At 67.2% G+C, this 23,981-nt stretch carries 18 protein-coding genes and 1 pseudogene; 10 read left to right on the top strand and 9 right to left on the bottom strand.

What is annotated here, in order from left to right; translation table 11 throughout:
* Positions 1-4: 4 nt before the first annotated feature.
* Genes GOPIP_RS03520 through GOPIP_RS03510 form a run of 3 tightly spaced genes read left to right on the top strand, consistent with a single transcriptional unit; the run spans position 5 to position 3,286 of the window.
* On the top strand, positions 5-1,423 hold the full coding sequence (locus tag GOPIP_RS03520; RefSeq protein WP_006368172.1) for a family 1 glycosylhydrolase: 1,419 nt from the start codon (positions 5-7) through the stop codon (positions 1,421-1,423).
* A gap of 22 nt (positions 1,424-1,445) precedes the next feature.
* Positions 1,446-2,390 (top strand): LysR family transcriptional regulator, encoded by a 945-nt coding sequence (locus GOPIP_RS03515; RefSeq protein WP_006368171.1) that lies wholly within the window; start codon positions 1,446-1,448, stop codon positions 2,388-2,390.
* 5 nt (positions 2,391-2,395) lie between these two features.
* On the top strand, positions 2,396-3,286 hold the full coding sequence (locus GOPIP_RS03510; protein ID WP_006368170.1) for a LysR family transcriptional regulator: 891 nt from the start codon (positions 2,396-2,398) through the stop codon (positions 3,284-3,286).
* 21 nt (positions 3,287-3,307) lie between these two features.
* Here the strand turns inward: GOPIP_RS03510 and GOPIP_RS03505 are convergent, their stop codons facing one another.
* The 7 genes and pseudogenes from GOPIP_RS03505 to GOPIP_RS03475 form a co-directional block, all read right to left on the bottom strand.
* Positions 3,308-3,805 carry a hypothetical protein gene (locus GOPIP_RS03505; RefSeq protein ID WP_006368169.1) on the bottom strand — a complete coding sequence of 166 codons (498 nt, stop codon included), beginning with the start codon at positions 3,803-3,805 and terminating at the stop codon, positions 3,308-3,310.
* A gap of 17 nt (positions 3,806-3,822) precedes the next feature.
* Entirely contained in the window at positions 3,823-4,041 is a 219-nt protein-coding gene (locus tag GOPIP_RS03500; RefSeq protein ID WP_006368168.1) for a helix-turn-helix transcriptional regulator, read from the bottom strand.
* Between the two features lie 57 nt (positions 4,042-4,098).
* Positions 4,099-5,328 carry an acetyl-CoA C-acetyltransferase gene (locus GOPIP_RS03495; RefSeq protein ID WP_006368167.1) on the bottom strand — a complete coding sequence of 410 codons (1,230 nt, stop codon included), beginning with the start codon at positions 5,326-5,328 and terminating at the stop codon, positions 4,099-4,101.
* Positions 5,321-7,003, bottom strand: coding sequence for a class I adenylate-forming enzyme family protein (locus GOPIP_RS03490; RefSeq protein ID WP_006368166.1), 1,683 nt, complete (start codon positions 7,001-7,003; stop codon positions 5,321-5,323). The genes GOPIP_RS03495 and GOPIP_RS03490 overlap by 8 nt, the downstream gene beginning before the upstream one ends.
* Positions 7,000-7,764 carry an SDR family NAD(P)-dependent oxidoreductase gene (locus tag GOPIP_RS03485; protein WP_006368165.1) on the bottom strand — a complete coding sequence of 255 codons (765 nt, stop codon included), beginning with the start codon at positions 7,762-7,764 and terminating at the stop codon, positions 7,000-7,002. The genes GOPIP_RS03490 and GOPIP_RS03485 overlap by 4 nt, the downstream gene beginning before the upstream one ends.
* A gap of 19 nt (positions 7,765-7,783) precedes the next feature.
* Positions 7,784-8,920, bottom strand: a complete 1,137-nt coding sequence (locus GOPIP_RS03480) for a thiolase family protein (RefSeq protein ID WP_006368164.1) — start codon at positions 8,918-8,920, stop codon at positions 7,784-7,786.
* 112 nt (positions 8,921-9,032) lie between these two features.
* Positions 9,033-10,343: pseudogene (locus tag GOPIP_RS03475) on the bottom strand (MFS transporter).
* 306 nt (positions 10,344-10,649) lie between these two features.
* On the opposite strand from GOPIP_RS03475, the gene GOPIP_RS03470 reads away from it, so the two are divergent.
* The 3 genes from GOPIP_RS03470 to GOPIP_RS03460 all read left to right on the top strand — a co-directional run bounded on the left by GOPIP_RS03470 (position 10,650) and on the right by GOPIP_RS03460 (position 14,687).
* A complete protein-coding gene (locus GOPIP_RS03470) occupies positions 10,650-11,846 on the top strand; it encodes an acyl-CoA dehydrogenase family protein (protein ID WP_035727085.1) in 1,197 nt (398 codons plus the stop codon).
* Positions 11,847-11,860: 14 nt separating this feature from the next.
* Positions 11,861-13,018: an acyl-CoA dehydrogenase family protein gene (locus GOPIP_RS03465; protein ID WP_006368161.1), complete on the top strand. Its 1,158-nt coding sequence runs from the start codon at positions 11,861-11,863 to the stop codon at positions 13,016-13,018.
* 394 nt (positions 13,019-13,412) lie between these two features.
* Positions 13,413-14,687, top strand: a complete 1,275-nt coding sequence (locus tag GOPIP_RS03460; RefSeq protein ID WP_006368160.1) for an HNH endonuclease — start codon at positions 13,413-13,415, stop codon at positions 14,685-14,687.
* A gap of 153 nt (positions 14,688-14,840) precedes the next feature.
* On the opposite strand, the gene GOPIP_RS03455 is transcribed toward GOPIP_RS03460, so the two are convergent.
* A complete protein-coding gene (locus GOPIP_RS03455) occupies positions 14,841-16,868 on the bottom strand; it encodes an NAD(+) synthase (protein ID WP_006368159.1) in 2,028 nt (675 codons plus the stop codon).
* A gap of 40 nt (positions 16,869-16,908) precedes the next feature.
* Positions 16,909-18,312, bottom strand: a complete 1,404-nt coding sequence (locus GOPIP_RS03450) for a WS/DGAT/MGAT family O-acyltransferase (protein ID WP_006368158.1) — start codon at positions 18,310-18,312, stop codon at positions 16,909-16,911.
* Positions 18,313-18,477: 165 nt separating this feature from the next.
* On the opposite strand from GOPIP_RS03450, the gene GOPIP_RS03445 reads away from it, so the two are divergent.
* From GOPIP_RS03445 to GOPIP_RS03430, 4 genes are all read left to right on the top strand, one after another.
* Positions 18,478-19,008: a nuclear transport factor 2 family protein gene (locus tag GOPIP_RS03445; RefSeq protein ID WP_006368157.1), complete on the top strand. Its 531-nt coding sequence runs from the start codon at positions 18,478-18,480 to the stop codon at positions 19,006-19,008.
* 286 nt (positions 19,009-19,294) lie between these two features.
* Positions 19,295-20,287 (top strand): acyl-ACP desaturase, encoded by a 993-nt coding sequence (locus tag GOPIP_RS03440; protein ID WP_006368156.1) that lies wholly within the window; start codon positions 19,295-19,297, stop codon positions 20,285-20,287.
* Positions 20,288-20,391: 104 nt separating this feature from the next.
* Positions 20,392-21,525 (top strand): tRNA dihydrouridine synthase DusB, encoded by a 1,134-nt coding sequence (gene dusB / locus GOPIP_RS03435; protein ID WP_265078066.1) that lies wholly within the window; start codon positions 20,392-20,394, stop codon positions 21,523-21,525.
* Between the two features lie 186 nt (positions 21,526-21,711).
* Positions 21,712-23,958 (top strand): LCP family protein, encoded by a 2,247-nt coding sequence (locus tag GOPIP_RS03430; RefSeq protein ID WP_006368154.1) that lies wholly within the window; start codon positions 21,712-21,714, stop codon positions 23,956-23,958.
* Positions 23,959-23,981: the final 23 nt, after the last annotated feature.

Raw genomic sequence — 23,981 nt, 5'->3', positions numbered from 1 at the left:
CGGTATGAGCCGACCTCCCCACCCCGAGGCCCACGCCGCGCAACCGTCGGCGATCTCCCGACGCGGTCTGCTCGGCGCCACCACCGCGGTCGCAGCGGGAGTCGGGCTGGGTGCGTCGGGCCTGCGTGCTGCGTCGGCCTCCGCCGCGCCGGGTACCGCACCATTCGTGCACGCCCCACGCGTGCCCGGCTGGACCGACGGCTTCCATTTCGGGGCGGCCACCTCGGGTTTCCAGGCCGAGGGCTTCAGCCCGGACTCGAATTGGCGGCGCTACACCGACCGTGCGGCGCGGACCGGACGGGTCGACCCGGTACGCAACTCCGTCGACTTCCGGCACCGCTACCGGTCCGATCTGCACCTCGCCGCGGGCATGGGACTCAACACCTTTCGCTTCGGCATCGAGTGGGCGCGGGTCGAACCGCAACGCGGCCGGTTCAGCGCGGCGGCACTGGCCTACTACGACGACCTCGTCGCCGGGATACGGTCGCTGGGCATGAGCCCGATGATCACCCTGGTGCACTACGTGTATCCGGGGTGGGTGGCCGATCAGGGCGGCTTCCTCGGCCCCCGAACACTCGGCGACTTCGAGCGGTATGCGCGCATGATCACCGCTCGCTACGCCGAGCAGTGTTCGATGTGGATCAGCATCAACGAGCCCTTGGTCTTCTACGGCCATGAGAAGGAGATCGGCGCCCTCACCGACGCCGACATGCCGCGGTTTCTCGACCGCGTCGCACAGGCCCACCGGATCGCCCACGCGGCCGCACATGATGCGAATCCGCAAGCGCGCGTTGCGGTCAACGAGGCCTTCCTGCCCGCGGTCACGCCGGTCACCGATGCGTTGTTCATGAATCGGGTCCTCGACACCCTCGACTTCGTCGGCATCGATTACTACTACGGTGCAGCGCTGAACAATCTCACCACGATCGCTGCGGCGGGTGGCGATTTCGCGGCGGTCCGCCCGCAGCCCGACGACATCTACCAGGCGTGCCATCACTACGCGCAGGCCTTCCCCGGCACACCGCTCTACATCGTCGAGAACGGCATGCCGCTGTCCGACGGAACACCCCGCGCCGACGGGTACACCCGGGCGGATTTCCTGCGCGACAGTCTCTTCTGGCTCCAACGAGCGCGCGGCGACGGATTGCCGATCGTCGGCTACAACCACTGGTCGATCACCGACAATTACGAATGGGGCAGCTACACACCGAGATTCGGTCTGTACCGGGTCGACGTACTGCGCGATCCGGGCCTCACGCGTCATCCGACGAGCGGAGTGGACGCCTACCGTGAGCTGACCGCGGGTGCGGGGCCCGCGGCCAACTACCGACCGGTGATGGCCCCGGCGGTCGGCTCGTTCGCCCGCATCCCCCAATCGTGGACCATGCCCTCCCGCGTCGACGGGCCGCGGGCACAGCTCTGAACGCCGCGGCTAGGCTGTGGCAGTGGACCTGCATCTCGCCACCTACTTCGTCGCGGTCATCGACCACGGCGGGATCACCAAGGCGGCGCATGCCCTCTACATCTCCCAGCCCTCGCTCTCCCAGGCCATCCGCACGCTCGAACGCCGTCTCGGTGTCACCCTGTTCGATCGCAGTGGTCGACGGCTCGAACTCACCGACGCAGGTCGGCGCGTCGAGGTCGCCGCACGCCGTATCCTCGCCGACGTCGAGCGCGCGAAACTGAAGGTGGCCGCCGTCCGCGAACTGCGCTCGGGACGCGTCGACATCGTCACCGATGCCGCCTTCGCCATCGACCCGCTCGTCACGATGGTGCGGGCGTTCCGGGAGCGACACGACGCCGTGGTCGTGCGCGTCCACGCCGCCGACGGCCCGTCCGGGGTGCTCGCCGCGTTGCGGCGCGGTGACGCCGAGATCGGGATGATCGATTCCGATGCCGACCACGCGTCTCTCGTATCGATCCCCCTCGGCGCACAGGAACTCGTGCTGGCCGCGCCACCGGGACTCCTCGGCGACGGTGTGGTCACCGAGTCGGGCACGGTGCCCCGCGCGGCGGTGCGCGATCTACCGCTGCTGGTCAACCTGTCCGATCAGGCGACCGCGGCCCTGCTTGCCGACGTCATCGCCGACGACGCCCGCAACGTGGTGGTCGATTGCGCCCATTCGTCGGCCATCTGGGATCTCGTCGATCGCGGCGTCGGCGTGAGCGTGGTCCCGCGTCCGGTCGCCGCCGAGCAGTTCAGCGGCGCCGAGGTCGTCGGTGTGGCGCCCCCACTGCTGCGCAATTACGGACTGGTGATGCGGTCGGGGCAACCGTCGCCGGCCGCGGTCGCCTTCGTCGCGGTGGCGCGGCGGATCAGCGGTACGCCCGCGCCACCGGCCGACGTCGTGCCCGACGATGCCACCATTCCCCACGACGGAGCGTGGTGAGTTCGATGGAACTGCGCCAGCTCGAGTACTTCCTCGCCGTCGTCGAACACGGCGGCATCGGCGGCGCCTCGGCGTCATTGGGGGTCACCCAACCGACTGTGTCCCAGGCGCTTCGGGCGTTGGAACGAGAAGTCGGGGTGCAGTTGTTCCACCGGATCGGACGCGGCATGGTGCCGAGTTCGGCGGGACGGGCGCTCGTCGGGTCGACCCGGCAGATCATGCGTGATGTGGCTGCCGTCGACGACGCCCTCTCCGCGGCCGGTGATGAACCGACCGGCCGCGTCGACGTCCTCGCCTCCCCGTTCATCGACGGTGGCGCGGTGATCGACCTGGTGGCCGGCTTCCGGGCCCGCCATCCGGGGGTCACCGTGCGCCTCGGCGACCTGCGGGTCGAGACACAGGCATCGGCGATGATCGAGGAGGGACGCTGCGAGTTCGTCATCACCCATTTGCCCACGGTCGGTGACGATCTCGACATGATCGTGCTCGGTGAGCAGGAATTCTGGCTGGTGTGCCCACCCGGGACCGAGGTGCCCGACGGGCCGATCCCGATCGCCGATCTCCCCCGCATTCCCATGGTCTTCGTTCCGCGGGGCGGCTCGGTCGCCGAGGAGATCGAGAGCGCGATCCGCGAATCCGGTGTCCGACTGCCGATCGCCGTGCTCTCCGACCATCGGGAGCAGCGACTTCCCATGGTGCTGGCCGGGATCGGGGCCACCCTGCTCGAACGTCGCGTCGCCGAATCGGTGGCCGATCGTGCGGTGGTGCGGCCTGTGTCACCGCGGTTCGCACGGACTTTCGCGATGATCTTCGATCCGGGCGGCCTCTCGGTCGCCGGTCAGGCGTTCGCCGACGTCGCGCGGTCGATGGCCGCGCAGCGAGCGGTCCAGGAGTGAGGTGCGCGAGGTGCGCACGACTCAGTCGTCGAGATCACCTGCGGCTTGCGCCTTCTCGGACTTGATCGCATGTCGCCGGGCCAGCAGGAATGCCGCACCGCCACCGACGATACCGCCGACGACTGCCCCCACGATCGTCGTCGCCTCACCGTCCGGTCCGAGCCCGAGGATCACCGCGAGTGCCATCGACAGCGAGCAGGCACCGGTGTACAGGCTGGTGACGATGATGCGGCGCCGGGATCCGCGGGCGTAGACCAGCGTCTGGGGATCGACGCGGCGAGCCGTGCAGAATCGCCGCCATTCCATCGCGGGCGCGATCAACGCAACCCACCACAGGACGGTCACCCAGGCGGGCACGAACCACGCCGCGACGGCGCCGATCGCCCACAGCAGCAGCGTCGAGAGGGTGTAGATGTAGGCGTAGCCCTCCAGCAGTACCGCGCGCTCGCGTTCATCGCCCCACGATGCATCGTCGGGGCCGAGCAACAGATCGGGGAATGTGGTTCGTCCGGAACTCATCTCAGCTCTCCTGGGTCTCAGTTCTCCGGGGGCAACGGGAACAGTTCTTCGACGCCGGCACCGAGCGCCCGCGCGACCCGGATGGCCAGATAGACCGACGGTGCGTAGTCGCCACGCTCGAGCGACACGATCGTCTGCCTGCTCACCCCGACCGCCTTCGCCAGGTCGGCCTGCCGTAGGGCCGCCCGGGTCCGCGCGGCCCGGATCGGCGATGAGACAGCGGCCAGGTCGGGCATGCCACGAGTAAAGCCGCCTTGACATCAGATGTCAAGGCGGCTTGTCACGAGAATCGGTTATCCGCTGACCCGTTCGAATACTGCGGCCAGCCCCTGCCCGCCGCCGATGCACATCGTCTCCAGGCCATAGCGTGCCTCGCGCCGGTGCAGTTCCCGCGCCAGCGATGCCAGCATCCGCCCGCCGGTCGCGCCGACCGGGTGCCCCAGCGAGATTCCCGATCCGTGGACGTTGGTGCGCGCGAAATCGGGACTGTCGGTGGCGAATCGGCCGAATCCCCACTCCCGGGTGACGGCGAGCGCCTGCGCGGCGAAGGCCTCGTTGAGTTCGATGACGTCGATGTCGGCGAGCGTCAATCCCGCCTTGTCGAGCGCCTTGGCGGTGGCCGGCACCGGGCCGATGCCCATGGTCGCCGGCGGCACACCGGCCAGACCCCAGGACACCAAGCGCACCAACGGCGTCAGACCGTGCTGTGCGGCGACCTCGGCGGTGGTCACCAGGCACATCGAGGCCGCGTCGTTCTGTCCGCTGGCGTTGCCCGCGGTCACCGTGGCGTCGGGGTCGGTGGCGCCCATGATGGGTCGCAGTCCGGCGAGCGACTCTCGCGAGACGTCGGCGCGCGGATGTTCGTCGGTGTCGATCAGCTTCTCGGACTTACGATCTCGCACGGTGACCGGGATGATCTCCTCGCCGAGGATGCCGTCCTTCTGTGCACGAACCGCGCGCATGTGTGATTCGACGGCGAGATCGTCCTGCTCCTCGCGGGAGATCCCGTACTCCTTGCGGAGGTTCTCGGCGGTTTCGATCATGCCACCGGGTACCGGCCAGTTCTTGCCGCCGGCGGTCGAGCGAGCCCGAACCAGGCTGTCATGCATGGCGATTCCGGTGCGCGCACCACCCCAACGCATGTCCACCGAATAGAACGACGCGTTGCTCATCGACTCCGTACCGCCTGCGACGACGAGATCGTTGTCGCCGCACCCCACCTGGTAGGCGGCCTGGATGACCGCCTGCAACCCCGACCCGCAGCGTCGGTCGATGTGCATGCCGGGCACAGTGGTCGGCAGTCCGGCGTCGAGTGCGACGACACGGCCGATCGCCGGCGCCTCACTGTTTCCGTTGCAGTGACCGAGGATCACGTCGTCGACGGCGTCGTCGGGGATGCCGGTCCGCTCGAGGAGTCCGCGCAGGGCGGCCACCCCGAGGTCGACGGCGGTCAGCGACCGGAACATGCCCCCGTAGCGCCCGATCGGGGTGCGCACGGGCTCGCAGATGACGACATCACGCATGAAGTCGGTCCTTTCCGTTGTGCTCGGCCGCGGCGAGTTGGGCTCGCAACGCAACTTTCTGGATCTTGCCCGCGGCGGAGGTGGGCAGCTCGTCGACGACGATCACCTCGCGGATCTTCTTGTAGGGCAACACCTGTTCGGCGACGAAGCCCTGCACCGCGTCGGCGTCGACCCGGTGGCCCGGCCGGGCGACGACGAAGGCCACCGGCTCCTGCCCGACCGGCCCGGCCTCCCGGGCGACCACCGCGGCACCGGCGATGTCGGGGTGGGTCACCAGAATCTCCTCGAGCTCACGCGGATACACGTTGTAGCCCTTGTAGATCAGCATGTCCTTGGCACGGTCGCAGATGTAGAGGTAGCCGTCGTCGTCGACGTAGGCGATGTCGCCGGTGTCGAGCCATCCGTCGACGTACTGTTCTGCGGTGATCTCGGGGTGGTGCAGGTACCCGGCGGTCACCTGGGGGCCGCGGACCCACAGCCCACCGCGTTCGCCGGCGTCGAGTTCGGTGGTGCGATCGTCGAGCGAACGGATCGACACCTCGGTGTCGAATGTCGGCAATCCGACACTGCCGAAACGGTATTCACCGGTGCCATTGCCGGTGGCCGCCAGCGGCGCCGACGAGACCAGGCACGTCGCCTCGGTCAGCCCGTAGCCCTCCACGACCGCACCCGACGGGAAAGCCGCGGCGAGCCGCTCGAGCGTGACGTGATCGATCGGCGCGGCCCCCGACGACACCACCCGCACCGACGAGAGATCGCGTGTGGCCACATCGGGATGTGCGGCCAGCGCATGCCACATCGTCGGGCTGCCGGTGATGTAGGTGGCGCGGTGACCTTCGATGAGATCGAGCATCCGGGCCGGATCGAATCGGCCGGCCAGCACATGGGTGGCGCCGCACATCAGGAGGAAGGACATGTTGATCAGGGCGTGCGCGTGATAGAGCGGGGACACCACGATGGTGGCGGCCTGCCCGGGTACGACGCCGCGTCCGGCGCCGTCGCGCGGGGTGAGGCGAAATGACCCGTCGTCGTTCTCGGTCACCGCATGTCCGGCGCGCCAGGCGATCATCTGGGTGACGTTGGCGATGACGTTGCGGTGCAACACCTGCACGCCCTTGGAGACGCCGGTGGTGCCACCGGTGAAGGCGAGGTGGGCCACATCCGCACCGGTGATCCCGACCCGTGGTGCGGGGCCTGCGTCGGCGGTCAGTTCGGCCAGGGTGATCAAACTCGCTGGGGTGGTGTCGGTCTCGGACCCGATGTCGTCGCCGACGAGGATCGCGGCCCGCAGATCGAGTCCCTCGATCGCCGACGCCAGTGTCTGCGACTGCGGCTCCTCGGTGACGACCGCGACGGCGTCGGTCTCGACGAGTTGGGCGCGCAACCCGGCGACCGGCTGCGCCGGGTTGATCAATGTCACCGTCGCGCCGGCGCGCAACGCCCCGTAGTAGGCCAGCACGAAGTCGGCACTGTTGGTCAGGTGCAGCGCAACGACGTCGCGTTGCACCACCCCGATCGCGGCGAGCCCGGCGGCCACCGCGGCCGTGCGCACGTCGAGATCGTCGAAGGTGAGCACCCGCTCGCCGTCGATGACGGCCGCGCGGTTCGCATACAGCCGGGCCATACCTGCTGGCAGCGTGGCGAGAGTAATTGCCGGATAGTGTAATTCGGTCATCGCGGGGCCATCCGAATGGCGCCGTCGAGGCGGATGGTCTCCCCGTTGAGGTACGGATTCTCCACGATCGAGACCGCCAACCGGCCGAATTCGTCGGGCTTGCCGAGCCGCGAGGGGTTCGGGATGCTCGCGGCCAGCGACTCGCGGACGTCGTCACGCAACCGCGCCAGCAACGGGGTGTCCATGGTGCCGGGGGCGATGGTGTTGACGCGGATGTGCTTGCTCGCCAGATCTCGTGCGGCCACCAGCGTCATCCCGACGATGCCCGCCTTGGAGGCGCTGTAGTTGATCTGGCCGATCTGCCCCTCGAACGCGGCGACCGACGCGGTCATCACGATCACGCCCCGCTCGCCGTCGATCTCGGGCAGTCGGGCCATCCGCTCGGCGCCCAGCGAGAGGGCGTGGAAGGAGCCGATGAGGTTGAGCCGGATGACGAACTCGAAGTCGTCGGCCGATCCGGCGCGGCCCTGCGCGTCGAGGATGCGCATCCGGCGACCCGCACCGGCGCAGTGCACGAGAGCGCGTAGACCGCCGCGTTCGTCGGCCACGTCGAGCGCGGCGGCGAACTGCTCGCGATCGGTGATGTCGGCGGGCGCGAATCTCGCTGCGGCACCGAGCTGTTCGGCCACCTCGACGCCGTCGGAGGTCGGCAGGTCGATGAGGGTCACCTGTCCCCCGGCATCGACGATGCGCCGGGCGGTGGCCAGGCCGAGGCCGGAGGCTCCGCCGGTGATGGCGGTGGAGAGGTCCTTGAGTTCCATACATCTGCTCCTGAGGTGGTCAGCCGATGAGTTCGAAGATGGTGGCGTTGGCCATGCCACCCGCCTCGCACATCGTCTGTAGTCCGTAACGGATGGTGTTGTCGCGCATGTGATGCGCCAGCCGGGTGGCGAGGATGGCGCCGGAGCCGCCGAGCGGGTGCCCGACCGCGATGGCGCCGCCGAGCGGATTGAGCGCCTTCTCCGCCGCACCCGTCTCGATCTGCCACGCCAGCGGGACCGGCGCAAACGCCTCGTTCACCTCGAACGCCCCGATCTCGTCGATCGAGAGCCCGGACCGGGCAAGGGCTTTGGCGGTGGCCGGGATGGGCCCGGTGAGCATCACGACCGGATCGTCGCCGGCCACCACGGTGGTGTGGATGCGTACCAGCGGGGTCCAGCCGTGTGCGGCGGCGGTCTCCGACGAGCACACCAGCAGCGCGCCCGCACCGTCGGAGATCTGAGAGGCGTTGCCCGCGTGGATGACCCCGTTCTCGTCGAACACTGTCTTGAGTTTGGCCAGTGACTCCAGCGATCCGCCGCGCCGGATGCCCTCGTCACCCTCGAGGACGCCGGGCACCGGGGCGAGTTGACCGTCGAACGCCCCGGCATCGCTGGCTGCAGCTGCGAGTTCATGGGAGCGCAACGAGTACTCGTCGAGTCGGGTGCGACTCAGATCCCAACGCCGGGCCACCATCTCGGCGCCGACGCCCTGACTGAACCGGTCGACGCCGTAGCGGTCGAGCACGGTCGGGGGCTGATGCTCTCCGTTCGGGGCCGCGCTGCCCATCGGCACGCGGCTCATCGACTCGACCCCACCGGCGACGACGATGTCGAGCTGACCGCTGATGACCGCGGCGGCGGCCATCGCCAGCGACTGCTGGCTCGATCCGCAGGCCCGTGTGATCGTGGTCCCCGGAACACTTTCCGGCCAACCGGCGGCCAGGATCGCGGTGCGCGCGATGTTGCCCGCCTGTTCGGCGTGCTGGCTGACGCACCCCCACATGACGTCGTCGACGTCGGCGGGATCGACGCCGGTGCGCTCCACGAGTGCCTCGAGGACGTGGGCGGACAAGTCGGCCGGATGGATACCCGACAACGCCCCGCCCCGGCGTCCGATCGGGGTACGGACCGCATCGACGATCACCGCATCTGTCATGAGGAGTTCCTTTCTCGAAACCACTACCAACGAATCGACCCCTACCTACGAATCGACCATGACGGGCGCTCGATCACAAGGTGATTCACGCTCATGGGGTCATAGCCGCGACCTATGTCGCGCTCGGCACACCGGCATCACCGCGGATCGCAGCCTTGTCGCGACCGGGGTCGACGAAGATCAACGCGAGGACGGCGGCCACGGCCGAGACCACACCGAGGATCTGAAAAGCGGTGGCGTACCCGGCGGCCGGCGACGACGCGGCGTCGACGATGAGCCCGGTCGCTTATGGCGCGATCAAACCACCGACGGCCATGACGGCCAGGAATGCGCACAGGGTGCCCGCCATCTGCCGCGGTGGGCAGATCTCCGAGATCGCGGCGTTGAGCAGCGGGAACACGGTCGCGGCGAATCCGTAGCCAACGGACACCACCAGGACCGCGATGATCGGCGTGCCGATCGACGGCAGGGCGACGAGCATGGCGCCACAGATCAGCACGCCGACCGAGGGCACCACGACGCGCACACTGCGTGCCGACGAACCCGCGGAGATCATCCGGTCACCGACGATCGAGGACACCAGCATCAGCACCAGCCCGACGATCGACGGCAGCGCGAACATCGACCCGGCCTGCACGCGGCTGTAGCCGAGCCCGACCTCGAAGTACGACGGCAACCAGGTCAGGACTACCGTGACCAGCGCATACACGCTCATCACCAGCAGGGCGCCGAAGACGAAACTCCGCGAGGTCAGGATGCGTCGCCACGGCACGGACGGTTCGTCGGCACTCGGCGCCTCTGCACTTGCTTCGCGCGCGGCACCGGTTGTCGTGTACGGCCCCTCCCGCCACACGGCCAGCCAGATGACACACCAGAGCAGGCCCGCCGCGGCGAGGCAGACCAGTGCCGCTCGCCAGCCGAGGCTGACGGTGACCACCGCGAGCGCAGGTGCGATGGCGATCTTCGCGATCGACGCCGCGCCGGCGAGCAGCGCCGACGGCAGCCCTCGCTTGGCCGGCGGATGCCACGAGTAGGCCGCGGTGTGCAGCAATGCCGAACTGGGCCCCTCGGCCAGCCCGAGGAACAACCTGCTCACCACCAGCACGGCGAAGGCGGCCACGGCGACCAGTGGCAGCATCGCGACGGCCCAGCACAACGCCAACACCACCAGTGCCCAGCGCAGAGTCATCCACCGGTTGAGCACGCCGGCGAAGAAGCCACCGACGGTGAAGGTCAGGAAGAACAGACTGCCGACCAAACCGATTTGCGCCGAACGCAATCCGAGCTCCTCGGTCAGCGGTTGGGCGATGATGCCCAGGACGGCCTTGTCGGCGTAGTTGATCACGTAGAGGGCGACGAGCAGGCCGGTCAGTCCCCACGCGGTGCGGCGGGAGTCGCGAGGGCGGGCGGCAGTCGAGGGCATCGGTGCCGGCGTCACCGACGAATCGGCGGCCGGTTCGGGGGCCAGGTGAGCCATGGCGGGATCCTGTTCGGGTCGGGGGTTGGGGGTGGCGCCGGGGGTGCGCCAGATCACATCCAGACCCCAGCAAACCGTTCGCCGGAAATGCCGACAATGCCCGGATCGGCGATCGGTGCCCAAAGTGTTGCCTATACGTGCTGGTCAGCGGCCCGCAGTCGCTTCTTGCAGGCGTGGCATTGTCTCGTCCTATCGGAGCCTTAGCCGAAGACCGCATTACCGGGCGGTCCCGTCACGGGCATGCTGAAGACCATGGCCCGCCTTGCCCAGACCCTCGGTCTCACCGATATCCAGACCGACATCGTCGCCAACGTGCGGCGCTTCGTCGACACCCAGATCATCCCCAACGCGCAAGAACTCGAGCATGCCGACGCCTACCCCGAGGAGATCGTCGCCGGCATGCGGGAGATGGGACTGTTCGGGCTGATGATCCCGGAGGAGTACGGCGGGCTCGGCGAATCGTTGCTGACCTATGCACTGTGCGTCGAGGAACTCGCGCGCGGCTGGATGAGTGTGTCGGGCGTGATCAACACCCACTTCATCGTCGCCTACATGCTGCGACAGCACGGAACCGAGGAACAGAAGCAGCGGCTGCTGCCGCGGATGGCGACCGGCGAGGTGCGTGGCGCCTTCTCGATGAGCGAACCCGACCTCGGCTCCGACGTCGCGGCCATCACGACGTCGGCCAAACGCTCCGACGACGGAACCTACACGATCAACGGCGCCAAGATGTGGCTCACCAACGGCGCCTCGTCGACCCTGGTCGCGGCGCTCGTGCGCACCGACGAGGGAGCCGAGAAGCCGCACCACAACCTGACCACCTTCCTCATCGAGAAGCCGGCCGGCTTCGGCGAAGTGGTTGCCGGACTGACGATTCCCGGCAAGATCGACAAGATGGGCTACAAGGGGATCGACACCACCGAGTTGATCTTCGACGGCTATCGCACCGATGCCGAGCACATCCTCGGCGGCACACCGGGCCGCGGATTCGCACAGATGATGGACGGCGTCGAGGTCGGCCGGGTCAACGTATCGGCGCGCGCCTGCGGGATCGCCCAGCGCGCCTTCGAACTCGCCGTCACCTACGCCCAACAGCGACGCACCTTCGCCAAGCCGATCGCCGAGCATCAGGCGATCGCCTTCTCGCTGGCCGAGATGGCCACCAAAACCGAAGCGGCGCACCTGATGATGGTGAACGCAGCCCGGCTCAAGGACTCCGGCGAACGCAACGACGTCGCGGCCGGGATGGCCAAATACTTGTGCAGCGAGTACTGCGCAGAGGTCACCCAGGCCAGTTTTCGTATCCACGGCGGCTACGGCTATTCCAAGGAATTCGAGATCGAACGGCTGATGCGGGAGGCTCCCTTCCTGCTGATCGGCGAGGGCACCAGCGAAATCCAGAAACAGATCATCTCCAAGGGTCTGCTCCGCGAGTACCGAACCAACTAGAGAGGCCAGAACCCATGCAGCGCACCGTGTTCAACGACGATCACCAAGCCTTCCGCAAGACCATTCGCGACTTCATCGCCAAGGAGGTTGTACCCGTCCACCACGACTGGGAGAAGCAGGGGCATCCGCCGCGCGAGTTCTACAACAAGCTCGGTGAGCTCGGAGTGCTCGGCATCGAGGCGCCCGAGGAATACGGCGGTGGCGGCGAGCACGACTTCACCTACTCGATGGTCATCGCCGAGGAATGCGCGCTGGCCGGGGTGACCTTCGGTAGCTATTCGGTGCATGCCAACCTCATCCTGCCCTACCTGATGGAGTACGCGACCGACGAGCAGAAGCAGCGTTGGCTACCCGGATTCTGTTCCGGCGAGCTGATGTTCGCGATCGCTATGACCGAGCCCGGCACCGGGTCGGATCTGGCCAACATCTCCACCACCGCCAGACTCAGCGAGGACGGCGACCACTACATCCTCGACGGTGCCAAGACTTTCATCACCGGCGGCGCCCTGGCCGATCGCATCCTGGTGGTCTGCCGCACGTCGGCCTTCGACCCCGACAACCGGCGCGGCGGCCTGTCGATCCTGGTGGTCGACACCTCCTCCGAGGGCTTCGCCGTGGGCCGCAAGCTGGAGAAGATCGGGCTCAAGGCCTCCGACACCGCCGAACTGTCGTTCAGCTCGGTGCGCGTGCCGGTGACCGACCGCCTGGGCGACGAGGGCGCCGGATTCCGGTACCTCACACACAATCTGGCGCAGGAGCGGCTCACCATCGCGATCGGCTCGGCGGCCACCGCCGCCGCTGCCCTGCAGCATGCACTTGCCTACACCCGCGAGCGTGACGTCTTCGGGCGGCCGGTCGCCTCCTTCCAGAACACCAAGTTCGTGCTCGCCGAATGCTCTGCAGAGGTCGAGGCGATCCAGCAGTTCGTCGATCACGCTCTGACGCTGCACAACTCGGGTGAGCTGTCGGTTCCCGACGCCGCCCGCGCCAAACTGTTCGCCACCGACACCGCGGGCCGGGTCATCGACAAATGCCTGCAGCTACACGGCGGCTACGGCTACATCACCGAGTTCCCCATCGCCCGCCTCTACGCCGACACCCGCGTATCGCGGATCTACGGCGGGACCAACGAGGTGATGAAGACGATCATCGCCAAGGATCTGGGGCTGTAGCGACCTCCTGCGACGCGCACCCCGCCCCCTTCCCTCCGATGGTCGAGGGTGTACACCGCCCCAGCCGCCAGCCGCCTGGCCTTCCCCCCCGATGGTCGAGGGTGTACACCGCCCCAGCCGCCTGGCCTTCCCCCCGATGGTCGAGGTGCGAGCCGCGTGCGGCGAGCCTCGAGACCCGGCGAGACAACAAGCCTCCCAACCACATCGATCCGGCTCACAGCGAAAGCCGCCCGCCTACCACACCCCACCGACAGAAAACTGCCGCCAGCCCACCACCGAAACCCGTTGTCCACAAGCACCTTTGCCTCCCCACAACCATCGAACACCCTTGCCTTGATCCCTATGTTCGAGTAGGATGGAGTCATCACACCGATCAGCCACTGGGGAGGGGCCCATGATCGACACCACCGAAGCTCTTGATGCCGAGGCAGTTTTCGCCGGGATTGTCACCCAACTCAGCGACCTGCAATGGAATCCGGAGATGACCGGACCGCAGGCCTTCGGTGCGATGAAACAAGTCCTGTTGTTGCGGAACCTGATCGATCATCACGCCACCACCCTCACCGGTGAGATGGATCGCCTGGGAGTGGCCGACCACAAGACCACCCGACTGCGGGAGTTGTTGATCAGCATGGGTTTCGCACCTGCCGTCGCAGGTCGGTACGTGCGGATTGCTGCCACCGGCGACATCGATCTGTTGTTGGCGCATGCAGCGGACGGGTCCATCTCGTCCGAACACACCGACGCCATCGTCCGCGGGCTGGGCCACATCGACACCCGATGCCCCGAACCCCTCGACACCGTCCAACGGTGCGAATACCTGCGGAAACTGCTGTCGCACTACTTCGCCGGTTTCACCCCCGCCGAGATCAACCTCTACGCGCGACAGCTGGGTAACGAGCTCGCCGCGGAGACGCCTGGCGGGTTACCTGCCGCCGAAGACAAGACGATCAACTCCTACACCGACCGCATCACCGACGACGGCCGGCTGGAAATCTCAGCGAACCTCGACATCATCGCCGGGGAGAAAACCAGAACTCTGATGGAAACCTTGTCGGCGCCCAAGCCTCAACCCGACGGGTCGCCGGATCCGCGGACACCCGAACAGATCTGCGCGGCCGCATTCGAGACGATCGTGGAGTTGGCGGCACAAGGTTTGGCGGACACCACGTTCTCGGCGAAACCGACCAACGGCCTGTTGTGGACCTGGTCAGCGGACAACCCGGCACTCGGCGGGGACCTGCAGAATATGGGTGCGATCACCGAAGCCACCGCCAAACTGTTGTCGTGTGACACCACCATCACGAAAATCATGCTCGATCCGAACGGTGTGCCGCTCAGTGTTGGGGAGGCGAAACGCTTCTTCACACCCGGGCAACGCAAAGCGTTGCTGGTCCGGGATCGTGGGTGCATCAAATGCGGTGCCCACGCCGGACGCTGCCAAGCACACCACGCGCACCACTGGGCCGATGGTGGTCCCACCGACCTCGACAACGGCTGCCTCCTGTGCACCAGTTGCCATGACGATGTCCACCACCACGGCTGGGACATCGTCATGGGATTCGACCGACACCCCTGGCTGATCCCGCCCGCCAGCATCGATCCGAAACGACGACCGATACCGTCCTATCACCGACGGACCATGCGACTCGACAACACCGCAGCCTGACCTACGCTGCCCCACAACCTGATTCCCCGCACCCGGCCAGGCCGGGACCGCATCTGTTGTTTGAGAACTCAATAGCGAACCGCCCCACGGTGGTCGAGATGATCACCGTGGGGCCCGGCCGCATCTCACTGCCCGCTTCTCACTCCCCGCTTCTCACTCCCCGCGGAGCTCCTGTAACCACGCACGTGCGGAGGCGTCCGACGGTGAACGCCAGTCACCGCGTGGCGACAGCGAACCGCCGGAACCGATCTTGGGTCCGTTGGGCATGGCTGTGCGCTTGAACTGGTTGGCCATGAACCGCTGGCAGAAAACCGTGAGCCACTTGTCGATCGTCGCCGCGTCGTAGACGTTGCGGTCGTCGAGCGGCTCGGTATCCCACGGCGTTCGGTCGAGATCGCCCCATGCTTGACGGGCGAGGTACGCGACTTTGCTGGGACGGTAGCCGAACCGGGTGAGGTAGTAAAGGAAGAAGTCGTGCAATTCGTACGGCCCGACGGTGTCTTCGGTGGATTGGATCGCACCGTCCTCGCCTGGCGGTACCAATTCGGGCGAGATCACGTCGGCAAGGATCTCGGCGAGTACCGCACTGGTCTCGTCGGAGAACTCACCGGAGGTAATCATCCACCGGATGAGATGGCGGACAAGCGTTTTGGGAACCGACCCGTTGACGTTGTAGTGCGACATCTGATCACCGACGCCGTAGGTGCACCATCCGAGGGCGAGCTCGGAGAGATCTCCCGTGCCGAGGACGATGGCGCCGTGGTGGTTGGCCAGGCGGAACAGGTGTGAGGTCCGTTCCCCGGCCTGCACGTTCTCGAACGTCACATCGAAGACCTTCTCGCCACGCGAGTACGGGTGGTCGAGGTCGGCGAGCATCTGCTCGCACGACGGGCGGATGTCGAGTTCGGTCCCACTCACGCCCAGCGAGTCCATCAGAGTGTGCGCCCGCCGCAGGGTTGCGCCTCCGGTGGCGAAGCCTGGCATGGTGTAAGCCAGAATATTGGTGCGCGGCAAGTCGAGTCGATCGAAGGTGTCCACCGCGACCAACAATGCAAGGGTCGAATCGAGTCCACCGGATACGCCGATGACGACCTTCTCGAGTCCCGTCGCACGCAAGCGCGCCGCGAGTCCCTGCACTTGGATGTTGCCGACTTCCCGACAACGTTCATCGAGGTCGCTGGTGCCGCTGGGCACGAACGGGAACCGCGCGATGGCACGTCGCAGCACCTCGACGTCATCGGTTCCGGGCTGCACACCGAAGCTGAAACCGATGCGCCGCAACCTTTTCAGGTCCTCGGCGTGGTCGCCGACCTGATCGCGCACACTGGTCATACGCATGCGTTCCTGGCGCAGACGGTCGAGATCGATGTCGGCACTGATGGATTGGGCACCCATCTCGAATTGCTTACTGCGTGTGAGCAGGGTCCCGTTCTCGGTGATCAACGCGTCGCCGTCCCACGCGAGATCGGTCGTGGATTCGCCGAAACCGGCCGCCACGTACAGGTGCGCGGCGATGCAGCGCGCGGAATGGCTGGTACTCAACAACTTCCGGTACGACTCTTTGCCGACGGTTACCGGGCTACCCGACAGATTCGCCAGGACGGTCGCGCCGGCCAGCGAGGCCCACACGCTCGGCGGGATGGGCACCCAGCCGTCCTCGCAGATCTCCACGTGCAGGCAGAAGCCCGGGACGTCCTCGGCGTCGAAGAGGAGATCCGCACCGAACGGGACGTCGGAGCCGAAGAGCCGCACCGTATCCTGCGGCGCATCGCGCGCGGCACTGTAGTAGCGCTTGTCGTAGAACTCTCGATAGTTGGCCAGATACGACTTGGGGACCACGCCCAGCACTGCGCCGTCACGGATCACCGCAGCACAGTTGTACAGCCCGTCGCCGACCACCAGCGGTAACCCCACCACCACGAGCGGCATCAACCCTGCACTGGCGTCGACGATCGACTTCAATGCATCGCGACAGCCGTCGAGAATCGCATCCTGCTGGACGAGATCGTCGATGCTGTAGCCACACAAACCCATCTCGGGGAAGACGACGAGCAGCGAGCCCTCTGCGGCACCCTGCCGCATCGACTCGACGGTCGCCTCGGCATTGGCCTTCGGATCGGCGATGCGGACGACCGGGATTGCCCCGGTGACCCGCGCGAAACCATGGTCGTGAACAGACACGGTCTCAGCCTAACTGCGGGGCCGTTGGCGGCGTCGACCCTCAGTCGTCACACGCCTCGATCAGCGCCTTGAGTTGGTGATCGAAGGCCTCGGCGATCACCTCGACGTCGGGCACCTCGTCGGGGCAGGTCAGGATGCCGACGTTGAGGTGCCCGTCGACGGAGAAGACGGTGATGTTGAGGGCCAGGCCGTGAAAGATCGGACCGAGCGGATAGATGGCGGCGACCTTCGCCCCGCAGAAGTACATCGGGAAGTCGGGGCCGGCGACGTTGGAGACCGTGACGTTGTAGATGGGCGGATGATTCATCGACAGCTTGCGGTCACCGTAGAACTTCATCAGCGTCGACAGCGTGGTGCCGGGGGCGAACTGTGCCCACGCACGCAGGATGTTCGCGTCGATGTCGGCGTGATGTTCCTTGGCGCGGCGGGCGAGTTCCCCGGCACGTTCGAGCCGTTCGACCGGATCGGCGACGTCCGACGGCAATTCGGTGAACATGCCGGTGACCTTGTTGGTGCCGTTGACCACCAGATCGCGCTCGTCGGCATCGTGGACCGACACCGGGACCATCGCCACCAACGGCGAGCCCGGTAGGTCCCCGTGCTGGGAGAGATATTCGCGCAGCGCACCGCCGACCATCGCGAGCACCACGTCGTTGACCTTCACCCCGAAGCGGTTCTTCACCCGCTTGACGTCGTCGAGGGAGAGTTGGGTGGTCGCGATGCTGCGGTGCGGCGAGATCGGCCCGTTGAACACGGTGCGGGGCGCGGCGAAGGGGGCGGGCATCCCGGTACGCGACCGCGACCGGCGAAACCACTCGATCGGTACGCCGGCGGTTTGCGGAAGCAGTTTGGCCATCGCGATCGGTCGCTGCACGAAGTAGTTGAGGGCGCCGGAGATCACCATGCCGGTGCGGTTGGGTCCACCGGCGGTCTCGGCGACCTTGTCCGGGTCGACGTCGGGTTCGTCGGGGGTCAGGCTGCAGAGCTGGCCGAGCACCTCGGCGGTGGTGACCCCGTCGACGCTGGCGTGGTGCATCCGCAGGAACGCACAGATCTTGCCGTCGGCGCTGCCCTCGATGATCCACAGCTCCCACAGCGGCTTGCCCCGGTCGAGGGCCTGCCCGGCCAGATGTCCGCAGAGCTCGTTGAGTTCCTTCTTGCCCGCGGGCGAGGGCAACGCGACGCGGTGCACGTGCCGATCGATGTCGAAGTGGTCGTCCTCGACCCACACCGGGTGGTCGATGTTGAGCGCGGAGTTCTCCAGTTTGCGTCGCAACATGGGCATCGCGGCAACCCGCGCATTGAGCTGGGTACGCATTCGGGTGAAGCTGTAACCACCGGGAATGGTGCTCGCATCGAGTTCCATGATCCCCACGACATGCATCAACTGCGAGCGCGTCTCCAGATACAGGAACGACGCGTCCAAACCACTCAACCGCTGCACTGCGGACCTCCACTTGTCTCGGCCGGAGCACCCGTGAGTGCTTCGGCGACGCGGCCCTCTTTCGGCCCCCGAAACCATTCTGCTCCCCGTCGGCGGTCATCCCCACACATTGCGCGAGAATGCGAAATTCGACCGATTCGGTTCCCGTCACCGTAGGGTGGACACGTGTCCAACGCAGCCGCCGCACCGAACTTCGACGCCGCCGAACTCGACGCGGCCTTTGCCGACTTCCAGCGGACCGTCGCCGAGATCGGGGTCAGCCGGGACTGGGACCGCTTCGCCGACCTGTTCACCACCGACGCCGACTACGTGGAGCACGCTCTGGGCGTCATGCGTGGTCGCGAGGAGATCCGGGCGTGGATCTGGAAGACGATGACGGCATTCCCGGGCAGCCACATGACCGGATTCCCGGCACTGTGGCACGTCGCCGACCCGTCGACCGCGCGGGTGATCTGCGAGGTCGACAACCCGATGCGCGATCCCGGCGACGGCAGCCTCATCACAGCGACCAACATCACCATCCTCACCTACGCCGGCGACGGGCTGTGGTCGCGCGAGGAGGACGTCTACAACCCGCTCGAGTTCGGTGCCGCCGCCATGAAGTGGTGTGAAAAGGCGTCCGACCTCGGTACTCTCGACGACAGTGCGGCCGAATGGATGCGCCGGATCGGGCCGGCGTTCGCCGCGCGCCGCTGATCTGTCGATCACCTGTGAGTACGCGTCCGGGCCTGGACCCGGACGAAGCCGACCCTCAGGATGGTGAGCCGGGGTAACACCATCCATGCCGACAGCGACACCCGAAAGACAGCGACATCCGAAAGACAGCGACATCACCCCCATGGCAACATGACCGAGAGGTCGGGTTACGGCACCGTAGGTAGTGACTTGGGTTCGGCCTGGTATGTGCCGTAGCCTGTAATGCTGACCCAACCGTGTGCGCACCGACCCCACACGTATGCGACCACCGTTCGGAGGAATCTCTATGGCACGTGCACTGACTCAACTGGAGCTCTTGCAGGAACTCGCTCCGGTTGCCGAAGAGAACGTGAACCGACACCTCAAGATCGCCCGCGACTGGAACCCGCACGACTACATCCCGTGGGATGAGGGCAAGAACTACCCGGCGCTGGGCGGCCCGGACTACGACCCCGAGCAGTCGCAGCTCAGCGAGGTCGCCAAGGCCGCAATGATCACCAACCTGCTGACCGAGGACAACCTGCCCTCGTATCACCGCGTGATCGCCGACAACTTCTCGATGGATTCTGCGTGGGGCCACTGGGTCGGTCGGTGGACCGCCGAGGAGAACCGTCACGGCATCGTGATGCGCGACTACCTCGTGGTGACCCGCGGTGTCGATCCCGCCGCTCTCGAGGCCGACCGCATGGTCCACATGACCAACGGCTACGACCCGATGCTCGCCGCCGCCGGACGCGCGGACGAGTTGGAGGAGCACGCCGACGAGTTGGGCATCCTGCACTCCGTCGCCTACGTCACCTTCCAGGAGCTGGCCACCCGGGTGAGCCACCGTAACACCGGCAAGGCCTGCAACGACCCGATCGCCGACAAGATGCTGCAGCGCATCGCCGCCGACGAGAACCTGCACATGATCTTCTACCGCAACATCTGTGGCGCCGGGATGGATCTGGCACCGGATCAGACGCTGCGCGCGGTCACCGACATCGTCACCAACTTCCAGATGCCCGGCGCTGGCATGCCCAACTTCCGCCGCCACGGCGTGTTGATGGCCAAGCACGGCATCTACGACCTGCGCCAGCACCTCGAAGAGGTCGTGCAGCCGGTGCTGCGCAAGTGGCGGGTCTTCGAACGCGAGGACTTCACCAGCGAGGGCGAGAAGACCCGCGAGGAGCTCGCCGCCTTCCTCGAGCAACTCGAGAAGGACACCCTCAAGTTCGAGGAGATGCGCGACCGCGCCCTCGCCCGCGAGGCCAAGAAGCGGGAGCGTCAGGCATCCTGAGCACCGCACCGACCCTGACCGCACCGGCGTCCTCGATCACCGAGGGCGCCGGTTCGGCGTCTGTCCCGCACGCCCCGTCCGACCCGACGTCCCGAGCATCCGGGCTGCGCATCGGACCGTTCGAGTTGTCGAGCCCGGTGGTCCTCGCACCGATGGCCGGGGTCACCAACGTCGCCTTCCGCACCCTGTGCCGCGAACTCGAACTCGCCCGCACCGGGACGGTGTCGGGGCTCTACGTGTGCGAAATGGTCACCGCGCGAGCGCTTGTCGAGCGCCATCCGGTGACGATGCACATGACCACCTTCGGCCCGGACGAGAGTCCGCGGTCGATGCAGCTGTACACGGTCGACCCGCGCTACACCTACGAGGCCGCGAAGATGATCGTCGAGGAGAACCTCGCCGACCACATCGACATGAACTTCGGTTGCCCGGTCCCCAAGGTGACCCGCAAGGGTGGTGGATCGGCGATCCCCTACAAGCGCACCCTGTTCCGCAAGATCGTCGCCGCCGCGGTGCGCGCCACCGAGGGCACCGACGTCCCGGTCACCGTGAAGTTCCGCATCGGCATCGACGACGAGCACCACACCCACCTCGACGCCGGGCGTATCGCCGCCGAAGAGGGTGCGAAAGCCGTTGCGCTGCATGCCCGTACCGCGTCGCAGCGATATTCCGGGCACGCCGACTGGGATGAGATCGCACGTCTCAAGGAGCACGTCACCGACGTCCCGGTGCTCGGTAACGGCGACATCTTCGAGCCCGCCGACGCGGTGGCGATGATGCAGCGCACCGGGTGTGACGGCGTCGTCATCGGCCGCGGCTGCCTCGGCCGGCCGTGGCTGTTCGCCGAGCTCGCCGCCGAGCTGAACGGCCTGCCCGCACCCGCCGCGCCCACCCTGGGCGAGGTCGCGGCCATCATCGTGCGCCACGGTGAGCTGCTCGCCGACCACCACGGCGAGGACAAGGGCATGCGCGAGATTCGCAAGCACGTCGCCTGGTATCTCCGCGGTTTCCCTGCCGGATCGGATCTGCGCCAACGACTTTCACTGGTCACCACACTGTCGGAGCTGCGCGATCTGGTGGCCACACTGCCCGCCGAGGCCCCGTTCCCCGACGACGGACACGGTCCTCGTGGGCGTCAGGGATCACCCGCCAAGGTGGCGCTCCCGGACGGCTGGCTCGACGATCCCGACGAGGACGTGGTTCCGGCCGGCGCCGAGGTGATGCACTCCGGCGGGTGAGCGGAGACCTGCGCGACGCGTGACCACTCGGTCGGGATCGGCGACCGGCGCGAGTGCTTCTCAGCGGAGACTAAGTAAGATGTCGCAAGGTCCTGCTGCGGCAGGTTCGTGATCGGAGCGTGCCGCACGCGTTGAGCCCCGACGACGCGGTCCACGAAAGCTTGCCGGGGGAAGAGGAACTGTCAGTTGAGTCGTTCGACGCCGAACAAGGGCGCCCAGCCGGGTGACGGCGACGACCCCGACGATCGCCGTACCGGCGACGACCGCGGGTCGAGGTTCGCCGCGTCCGGTGAGAGCCCGCCCGCCGATCGGCTCCGCGAGCCCCGGTCCTCGGATCGGTTCGTCCGTGGGCGCAATCGGCTGACCGTGCGGCAGCTGATGGAACAGATGAACGCCGACGATGCGTCGGCCGGGGCATCCGACGAGACCCCGACCCAGGCCATCCCGACCAGCCGCGCGCGACTCCGACGACCGCGGTCGAGCCCGCCTCCTGCGCCTGCCCCCCCGCGTGCGGACCCGCCGACCGAGTCGATTCCCCCGGTCCCGCCCTACGCACCGGCCGACGTCACCCAGAAGCTTCCCCCGGTCACCGACACACCGACCGGCGTGGATCTCTCCGACCAGGCAACCGCGCGCCGCGCCAGCGAGGAGTCACGCGCACAGGGCTCCCACGCCGCACCGGTCGCACCCGAGGAGTTCGAGCCGGTCACACGGGTCGCACCGGCCGGCGACACCGAGGACGCACCCACCCCCGACGCCGCCAACACCAGCACCGATACTCCCGCCGCCGCCCCCGAGACCGTGCACGCGGCCTCCGCCGAGGCCACCGAACCGGCCGGGCCCCCGCTGCAGCGCACACCGGATCTGGCGGCGATGGCGCGCTCGCGTCCCCGTCGGGTGCGGGCTCGCACGCGCAAACAGGTGATGCGGCGCAACGCCACGGTCACCGGACGCATCCTGGTCGCGGTGGCCTGCGTGATGGCGCTGGTCGGCACCGGCTTCGTGTGGGGTTATCTGAATTCGGTGGACGGCAACTGGCGCAACATCATGGCCGTCAACCCCGACGACACCAACATCCGCAACAAGAACGCCCAGTACGGCGACGAGAACTACCTCATCGTCGGCACCGATACCCGGAGCGGGCAGAACGGCGACGTCGGCGCGGGCACCACCGCCGACGCCGAGGGCGCCCGCTCCGACACCGTCATCCTCGTCAACATCCCCGCCGACCGCAGTCGCGTCGTGGCCGTGTCCTTCCCACGAGACCTACAGGTGGACCGGCCCGAATGCCAGCAGTGGGACAACGACAAGGGCACCTACGGCGCCACCCTCGACGCCGAGACACAGGTGAAACTCAACAGCGTCTACGCCCTCGGCGGACCGCAATGTCTGGTGCGGGTCATCACCGCGATGAGCGGCCTGAACATCAACCACTTCATCGCGATGGACTTCTTCGGGTTCGAGAAGGTCGTCAACGCCGTCGGTGGTGTCGAGGTGTGTTCGACCCAGCCGATCTACGACTACGAACTCGGCCAGATCCTGCGGAAACCGGGTAAGCAGAAACTGACCGGCCGACGCGCGCTGAACTATGTCCGCGCCCGCATGGTCTCCACCGAGGGCAACGGCGACTACGGCCGCATCAAACGGCAGCAGCTGTTCATGTCGTCGCTGCTGCGGTCGAGTCTGTCGAGCAACGTGCTGACCAATCCGGCGAAGCTGAATTCGATCGTCAACACGTTCATCAATTACAGCTACGTCGACAACGTCAACACCGAGTCACTGCTGCAGCTCGCGGAGTCGATGCAGGGCATCGAGGCCGGCCGGGTCACCTTCATCACCCTGCCCACCAGCGGCACCGCCACCGACGGCAGCAACAACGAGCTGCCCAACACCGATGCCATCAACGCGATCTTCAACGCGATCATCGATGATCAGCCGCTGCCCGGCGAGCAGGCCGAGAAGGCCGGCACCAGCTCGAGCACCCGCCCGTCGACGACCACGCCGGCTGCTCCGAGCAAGGTGGCGGCGACCGCCCAGAACCCCGGCAACGTCTCGCTGCGGGTCCTCAACGGCAGTGGGCGCAGCGGCATCGCCAGTGAGGTCTCCGACCAGATGTCCGCGCAGGGATTCGACGTCCAGGGCGTCGCCGACGCGTCGGAGAACCGCACCGACACCGTCATCCGGTACGGCACCGGTTCGGAGGACTCTGCGGCCACGGTGGCCGAGATGTTCCCGGGCGCCTCGATCCAGCTCGACCGCACGGTGCGCGACGGTGTGGAGGTCATTCTGGGGTCGGAGTTCGACGGATCGGTCGGGACGGCTCCCGCGGTCGGCACGACGCTCTCGGCGTCGTCGTTGCCGCCGGCGGCCAACACCTCGAATCTGCCCAATGACCTGGCCATCACCAACGCCGGTGACACCACCTGTTCGTGACCTGCACCACGCCGTTCGGCGGG

This window comes from Gordonia polyisoprenivorans NBRC 16320 = JCM 10675, assembly GCF_000241325.1.
Classification (GTDB): Bacteria; Actinomycetota; Actinomycetes; order Mycobacteriales; family Mycobacteriaceae; genus Gordonia; species Gordonia polyisoprenivorans.
This window is presented reverse-complemented; position numbering and strand designations above follow the sequence as displayed.